Source organism: uncultured Porphyromonas sp., assembly GCF_915070105.1.
GTDB lineage: Bacteria > Bacteroidota > Bacteroidia > Bacteroidales > Porphyromonadaceae > Porphyromonas.
Genome location: NZ_CAJZFJ010000085.1, coordinates 1 through 8,031 on the forward strand (window position 1 = coordinate 1; position 8,031 = coordinate 8,031).

Annotated in this window: 6 protein-coding genes; 3 read left to right on the forward strand and 3 right to left on the reverse strand. The window is 51.3% G+C overall.

Going from position 1 to position 8,031, the window contains the following annotated elements; genetic code table 11:
- The first annotated feature begins 267 nt into the window (after positions 1 to 267).
- The 3 genes from QZ554_RS07625 to QZ554_RS07635 are packed head-to-tail and all read left to right on the forward strand — an operon-like array spanning position 268 to position 1,992.
- On the forward strand, positions 268 to 921 hold the full coding sequence (locus QZ554_RS07625; protein WP_297195571.1) for a phosphatidylserine decarboxylase family protein: 654 nt from the start codon (positions 268 to 270) through the stop codon (positions 919 to 921).
- 12 nt (positions 922 to 933) lie between these two features.
- Entirely contained in the window at positions 934 to 1,623 is a 690-nt protein-coding gene (gene pssA / locus QZ554_RS07630) for a CDP-diacylglycerol--serine O-phosphatidyltransferase (protein ID WP_297195573.1), read from the forward strand.
- Between the two features lie 54 nt (positions 1,624 to 1,677).
- Positions 1,678 to 1,992, forward strand: a complete 315-nt coding sequence (locus tag QZ554_RS07635) for a DUF4834 family protein (RefSeq protein ID WP_297195574.1) — start codon at positions 1,678 to 1,680, stop codon at positions 1,990 to 1,992.
- A gap of 384 nt (positions 1,993 to 2,376) precedes the next feature.
- Here the strand turns inward: QZ554_RS07635 and QZ554_RS07640 are convergent, their stop codons facing one another.
- The 3 genes from QZ554_RS07640 to QZ554_RS07650 are packed head-to-tail and all read right to left on the reverse strand — an operon-like array spanning position 2,377 to position 7,675.
- Positions 2,377 to 3,321 carry a ribose-phosphate pyrophosphokinase gene (locus QZ554_RS07640; RefSeq protein WP_297195577.1) on the reverse strand — a complete coding sequence of 315 codons (945 nt, stop codon included), beginning with the start codon at positions 3,319 to 3,321 and terminating at the stop codon, positions 2,377 to 2,379.
- Positions 3,322 to 3,368: 47 nt separating this feature from the next.
- Complete coding sequence (locus QZ554_RS07645) at positions 3,369 to 5,372, reverse strand: alpha amylase C-terminal domain-containing protein (RefSeq protein WP_297195579.1); 2,004 nt, start codon at positions 5,370 to 5,372, stop codon at positions 3,369 to 3,371.
- A gap of 44 nt (positions 5,373 to 5,416) precedes the next feature.
- The gene (locus tag QZ554_RS07650; RefSeq protein ID WP_297195581.1) at positions 5,417 to 7,675 is read right to left on the reverse strand and encodes a cation:proton antiporter; all 2,259 of its coding nucleotides are present in this window, start codon (positions 7,673 to 7,675) and stop codon (positions 5,417 to 5,419) included.
- Positions 7,676 to 8,031 lie beyond the last annotated feature (356 nt).

Sequence of the window (8,031 nt, forward strand, 5' to 3'; positions counted from 1 at the left end):
GTGTATACAGTTGTGTACACGTGGGTATACTGTTGTGTACACACGTGTATACTCACCCCTCCTAGGTAGTAGGTATATGCTGGGTATGTCTACAGCTAGGACATGGATACTTCTATCTTGGGTGTATGCACCTTGACTACGTTGCTCTCGCACTGGAGGGATTTCATGCGTCGGCCCTAGGCAAGATATGCACAGAAAGGGGAAAAGTGCGTATTTTTTGCTACTTTTGTGGGTCTACTTACACTGCCCAAGTAATATAAATTCAATATGCGACTACACAAAGAGGGTTACGGCCCTCTCATCGGATTTGCAATAGGCCTGATCGGTATCAATGCTTTTATCGCACTCTATGCAGGCGCCTTTACTGTGATCCCAGCTCTACTCTCGATCATCTTCTTTGCTGCTGTGGTGAACTTCTTTCGTTACGAGCCACGCAAGCACTCTGATGGCTCTCGGGAGATCGTCTGTCCCGCTGATGGTCGTATCGTCGTCATCGAAGAGGTCGATGAGACGCAGATCCTAGGGACACGTTGCCTACAGGTCTCGGTATTCATGAATGTCTTCGATATGCACGTGAACTGGATCCCCTGCAACGGGGTCGTTGAGCACGTCTCTCACTCTCCGGGGCGATTCCTCTCCGCTCACCTGCCCAAGAGCAGCACCGACAACGAACGTTCTGCCGTCGTCATCCGCAACGAAGCTGGAGACCCTGTCCTCGTGCGTCAGGTAGCAGGAGCCATTGCTCGCCGTATCGTTACCTATCCCGAGGTAGGGCAGAAGGTCAATATCAATCAGAACCTTGGCTTCATCAAGTTTGGCTCTCGTGTGGATCTTTACCTCCCCCTCGGTAGCGAAGTTCATGTCAAGGTGGGTCAGCGTGTCAAGGGAAACATTACCGACATAGCTACCCTTCCTCGCTAACAAGACTACATAATGAGTATCAAGAAGCATATCCCTAACGCGATCACCTGCGCTAACCTTCTCTCGGGGGTCTTCTCTATCGTCTATACACTGAAGGAGCAGAACCTAGAGTGTGCAGCATGGTGTATCGTACTGGCTGCCGTCTTTGATTTCTTTGATGGGCTTGTGGCTAGAGCTTTGGGTGTGACTAGTCCTATTGGGAAAGACCTAGATTCACTGGCAGATGTCGTGAGCTTCGGTGTCGCTCCTGCGCTACTCACTTATCTGGGACTTAGTAACCTCTCAGGAGGGAGCCCTCTGGCCTATGGGATCTTTATTGTCCCAGCCTTTGCTGCCCTTCGTCTAGCTAAGTTTAATAATGATGAGCGGCAGACGATGTCTTTCCTTGGTCTCCCAGTGCCATCCAATGCTCTCTTTTGGATCGGGGCAGCCTTTGCCCTAGAGAGCATCCATTTCATGATCGGTACCCAGCTGACTCTCATTACCTACCTCGTGCTGGCAGTACTGCTCTCGGGGCTGATGGTGAGTGACCTGCCGATGTTCTCATTCAAGCTGAAGAAGGCACCCCTACGTACCCTTTGGCGACAGATCCTACTCGTGGTCGTAGCCATCGTAGCTATTGCTACTCAGGGCTGGTTTGGATGTAGCCTTACGATCATCGTCTATATCTTCCTCTCCCTACTTCCTGCTAAGGAAGGGTAGTTTGGCACGCTCTTTGCTCCGAGAGGAGTATGTATTACTAATAAAGAGACGATAATGGGCGAACTTCTCATATTTCTACTCATAGTCTGGGTACTGTGGTTCTTTAGGGCACGTATTCAGGTTTGGTTACTCAGCCGTATCCTGAGGCGTGTACAGCGACGTATGGACGAGGCTTCTTCGTCACGAGGCTATGGCTCTGCTCAGCGAGACTACAGGCAAGGTCAGCGGACGGGGACGAATAGGCAAGATGATGCTGGCGCAGATTTTGGATCCCGTCAGAAGCAAGAGCTAGATACAATCGAGGCAAGGAAGTTTGAGCGCTCCTCCACGGATGAGTATGTAGACTTCGAGGAGCTCCCCAAGGAGTAACCACATCCCAAAGGTTACACTCAAATAAAGCAGTAGAGGCACCATAGCTATGGTGCCTCTACTGCTTTATTGAGGGAGGGAAGGCTGCGGAGTCTGTGTGGAGGAGGATGGGATGGAGGAAGAGAAGACAGCTTTACGGCTACACCTCTGGCGGGATGGATAGGACGTTGTCAAGTCTCTGTTTTTGGAATAGCTTCTAAGTGTATCTTTCCCCTCAGAATAGCTCTGGGGGAGCTCTTAGGTTACAGGGATGAGTGGGAATAAAGAAGAAGGCCACACTATCACTGAGGAGGGATAGTGTGGCCTTCTTTGTTTTAGGTGTCTGGAGGGAGCTTAGGAGATATAGCCCAATTGGCTAGGTTGATGGAGCTCCATTGGGATCACCTAGAGGGAATAGAGGATGCTAATTGACTCGTGGTTGATCACACGCTTAATAGCCTCGGCGAAGACGCCTGCTACAGATACGATACGTATCTTATCGGAGTGCTTGCGTAGAGGGATGGAGTCGGTGAAGATCATCTCTGTGAGTGAGGATGCCTCGATACGCTCTGTCGCAGGATCACTTAGTACAGCATGGCTGGCGATAGCACGTACGCTTCGGGCGCCATTGCGCATCATTAGGTCTGCAGCCTTACAGATAGTGCCTGCAGTATCTACGATGTCGTCCACGAGGATCACATCCTTCCCCGTCACGTCACCGATGATGGTCATCTCTGCCACTTCATTAGCCTTAGCACGGCTCTTATGACAGATCACCATGGGTACGCCGAGGAACTTAGCGTAGGAGTTGGCACGCTTAGCTCCCCCTACGTCAGGCGTAGCGACGACGGTACGATCGAGGTCGGACGTCTTGCGTAGGTAGTCGATGAAGACCGTAGAGGCATAAAGGTGGTCTACGGGGACATTGAAGAAGCCCTGTATCTGATCGGCATGTAGGTCCATCGTGATCAGTCTGGTGACTCCAGCGGTGCCGAGGAGGTCTGCCATGAGTTTGGCACCGAGCGAGACACGAGGCTTATCCTTGCGGTCCTGACGTGCCCATCCGAAGTAAGGGATGACGGCTGCGATGTAGTGAGCGGAGGCACGCTTGGCTGCATCGATCATCAGTAGGAGCTCCATCATATTGTCCGAGGATGGGTAGGTGGACTGCACGAGGAAGACATCCTTGCCACGGATGCTATCCTTGTAGTAGACGGAGAACTCGCCATCGGCGAAGTGTTCGACTTCCATGTCACCTAGACTAATGCCTAGGCCTTCTGCAATCTTAGTAGCTAGCTCTAGGGATGCAGAGCCAGCAAAGATCGCGACGTTTTTTGTATCAATACTCATGATGTGTATGAAGTTTGTGAGAAGCTCTCTTTGTTATGTGTCTATGCTTATTTACGTCTTAGTACGAGGGCCGTACGAGGAGGTAGATAGAGTGAAATCTCGTCGGAGATAGCATCACCATTATCTCGTTGTAGAGTCGTATAGACCTGCTCGTCATCTACGAGACCATAGCCACCGAAGACCTTGGTGTCGGTGTTGAGTGCGATCGAATAGCTCCCCTCTGGGACTGGAATCATATAGTCCGTATAGGCAGCTGTGGGATGGAAGTTGAAGAAGAAGAGGAGATCGCCACGACCAAAGCAGAGCACCTGGTCCTCCTCATGGCTCCAGTACTGCGTCAGAGGAAGCTCATTGAATCTCTTGGTCTCCTCTATGAGGTGCACCATAGCACGGTCGAAGCTCCTGAGATTATGATAAAGTAGGTCGGGGTTGTCTGCTAGGCTCCACTGACGGCGAGCGTAGTGGTAGGACCAGCCATTGCCTTCGCGAGGGAAGTCGATCCACTCTGGATGGCCAAACTCATTCCCCATGAAGTTCAGATAGCCTCCATTCATTGTCCCTGCAGTGACGAGGCGGATCATCTTGTGTAGGGCTACCGCACGATCGATGGTCAGTGTACGGCTAGACTGGCTCATGTGCCAGTACATCTCAGCATCTGCTAGGCGGAACATGATGGTCTTGTCTCCCACCAATGCTTGGTCATGGCTCTCAGCATAGCTGATCGTCCGCTCATCTTCGCGGCGGTTGGTGAGCTCATACCAGATCGCCCCTGGGCTCCAAGCTTCATCTGGACGCTCCTTGATTAGCTGGGTCCAGAAGTCGGGTATATTCATCGATAGGCGGTAGTCAAAGCCAAAGCCTCCGTCCTCGATGCATGAGGCGAGCCCAGGCATACCACTTACCTCCTCTGCTATCGTGATGGCCTTAGGGTATACGCTATGGATAAGCTTATTGGCAATCGTCAGATAAGCCATAGCGTGGGCATCCTGATGCCCATTGAAGTAGTCTGCGTAGGAGGTGAAGGACTCTCCTAGACCATGGTTGTAGTAGAGCATCGAGGATACGCCATCGAAGCGGAAGCCGTCAAACTGGAAGACCTCTAGCCAGTACTTACAGTTGGAGAGCAGGAAGTGCATGACATTGTTGCGTCCATAGTCGAAGCAGAGGGAGTCCCAAGCTGGGTGATCTCCTCTAGGGCCTTCGTGGAAGAAGAGGGTACGTGAGCCATCGTACTTGGCTAGCCCCTCGACTTCATTCTTCACCGCATGGCTATGTACTAGATCCATGATGACACGTAGCCCATACCCGTGGGCAGTGTCTATGAGTTCCTTGAGCTCGTCAGGGGTACCGAAGCGGCTACTCGGAGCAAAGAAGCTAGAGACATGGTAGCCAAATGATCCATAGTAGGGGTGCTCCTGCACAGCCATGATCTGGATCGCATTGTAGCCTAGATCTACGATGCGTGGTAGTATCTGCTCCTGAAACTCTCGGTAGCTACTGACACGCCCCTCCTCTGAGGACATACCTATATGACACTCATAGATCATCAGGGGCTCATCGTTACCCGAGGGACGAGCATGCTTGAACGTATATTCCTGATCAGGTGCCCACACTTGTGCACTGAAGATACCTGTTTCACTATCCTGTACGACACGAGTAGCCCAAGCCGGTACACGCTCTCCACTACCATGTCCCCAGTGGACGAAGAGGCGGTAGAGGTCTCCGTGATGTATGGCATTGTCCGAGACTTGGATCTCCCAGTTCCCGTAGTCATCGACACGCTTGAGCTTCCATACGGACATCGTCTGCCAGTTATTGAACGAGCCTATGAGATGGACACTCTGTGCCCCAGGGAGGAACTCTCGCAGGATCCATGATCCTCGTTCATCTCGGTGCAGACCGTAGTGCAGGTATCCGTCGGCAAACTGCTCGAGGGGTACATCTCCGCCTTGGGTTAGGGAGCGCTCACGGGCTCGGGTGAACTCCATCCGCCGATGGATACGCTCTTCGTAGGGCTTTAACCAGGGGTCATTCGTTGCTAGCTTAGTCATAAGATGATTTGTGTAGTGCCCTTGGGGCGGTTAGTACGTATATATTACTTGAGATTCAGAATGAGAGTGGAGGGGAGGGTGAGTAGGAGATCCTTGTTGTGGTCGAAGGTGTCGCTCCACAACTCATAGCTCAGGATCACAAGGTCACACCCCTCGGGGAGCTCAGTGAAGCTCCCGGAGAGAATCTTCTCCCCCTTATGTAGGATGGCTTTCTTCGTGTCTAGTCCTGGGGCTGCGATGATCTGCAGTTCCCCACGATTATTGCCTGTGATGGTACGTGCGTATGGGATCATACGGATGTCGTCCTCGCAGGCAAGGAAGAGAATGATGTTCTTAGGAGTATCAAAGGCTCTGCTTAGGAGGATACCTACAGAGCAGGGAGCCTTCTTGATGAAGAACGTCATCTTGTCTCGTAGCATCCCATGTATGGAGAGTAGAGCCTCTGTCGTACGCACGGAGAAGGAGCCCATACGACGACTCATCTGCTCACGCATGCTCATCGCCTCGCGGTCTTCTTCATCACATGATAGGCGTATACCTGCACCGACAATGAGCAGAGTGTACTTCTCTTCGACAAGCTTGGTGAGGATGGTGCCCTCTACGTCCCTTGATACTTGATGATCGGTCTCGAGGGGGAGAGCGAGCTTATCTGCCTCAGTCAAGATAGGGCGGAAGTTATCCTCAAAGTATTTGTCAGCATCGATGGAGTTGATATCCTCATCAGTTGTGATATGTAGTGCTGTGACGTTGAGTTGGACATCCCCTCGAGATAAGAGTTGGTTGGTCAAGCGCAGGAGTGTAGCTCCTGTGATGGGACGACCAAAGGAGAGAAGGACCTTGAGCCCTAGTTGCTTGTTGTTGGTATCTAGTCGCTCCTCTCGGTGTCCTATGAGTTCCTTTATCCAGTTAATCAGATGTACCATGGGCATTGTCATCACTGTCGTGATGACCGTCATCAGTACGAGTACTGCATAAATAGCGGGGGGGAGGATCTTCATCTCATATCCTATACCTAGAACGACCAGCTCCATGAGCCCTCGGGTATTCATGAAAGCTCCTAAGTAAATGCTATTAAGTGGAGTCTCCCCACAGGCTCTAGCTGAGATATAGGTACCACCAACCTTCCCGACAACAGCTACTAGGGTGAAGAGCCCAAGTAGGATCCACATCTTCACATCACTGATTAGCCCTAGCTCGGTCTGTAGTCCACTAGAGACAAAGAAGAGCGGGAGGAAGAGTAGGAGTGAGACATCCTCTACCTTATCTGTGATGATCTTGCGGAAGGAAAGTTCCTCTGGCATCACGAGGCCAAAGATGAATGCTCCGAAGAGCGCATGCATACTCAGTAGCTCCGTCACATACGAGGAGAGTAGGAGTAGGATGAAAATGACCCCTACCATGCCGTGGCTGATGACTTCGGTGTTGTTGTACACCTTACTTGCCGCTCTGAAGAGAGGCCGGATGATCCCGAACATAACCAGTAGGTAGGCGACCAAGAAGAGGAGGTTGTATCCTGTGCTTAGGATACTCCCACTCTGCGAAATCGCTATGATGGCCGCTAGCATAAGCCAAGCTGTGATATCTCCTGCTGCTGCTGTCGAGAGAGAGAGCTTGCCGAGACGTGTGCGAGATAGGTTGTTCTCCTGTATAATACGTGCCAGCACGGGGAAGGCTGTGATACTCATAGCGATCCCGATGAAGAGTGCAAACGGAGTGAAAGCCGGATGCTCTGCAGCGTATTGAGTATAGATGCTATAGCTCAGTGGGAGGGAGAGCCCAAAGGGGATGAAGATCCCAATGTGGCTAATGATGAGACTGCTTCTGAGCTGACGGCGAATATCCCCCAGTCGTAGCTCCATCCCGATAGCAAACATGAAGAGTATCAGTCCGAAGTTGCTTAACAGCTGTATGTTGGGAAGGCTGGAAGCAGGGAAGATGGCATTGAAGGTCTCTGGGAAGAAACGCCCAAGGAGGGAGGGACCCAAAATAATCCCCGCTACGATCTCCCCAATGACAGCTGGCTGGCGCATCTTACGAAAGAGCCATCCCATCAGTCGTGCTATGATCAGTATGATTAGTATCTGTAGCAGGAGTAGTCCAATAGTAGATTGTACATGGTCTGATACAGAGGATCGGAAGTCTGAAAAGGCGGTAACGAGAGAGAGAGTATCTTGGCTTTTGGAGCTAGAGCCTCCTGGTACTAAGTGCTCCCCTGACTGAAGTGTACCCCATAGGGCAGCCACCGCGATCAGTAGGATGCTGATATAAAAGACAAAGGGCCAAGAGCCACGTTGCTTGGACATAAAGTATTCTATTCTTTTCCATTGGCTCGCCCCCCTCTAGTTCTACTAGGGTGAAGCGAGCATATTCCTAGCCCCAAAGATACTAATTCCCTAGAAATAGGGGGTGTTGAGAGAATGGGTAAAGTGACCTAATGTGCAGATGGCTTAGTCGTTTAGTAACTATCATAGGTGTGTCTACAAGAGACGAAGGAGAGGGCAGGGCTGACGCATGAAATCACCATAGTGCGAGGGCAAGGTATTCAAAGAGCATAGGCCGAAGATAGAAGTATCTGTATCCTAGTCTAGATATGCCTAGCAAATGCCTCCTACCTAGGAGGGATGAGTGTACACGTGTGTACACAACTGTATACCCACGT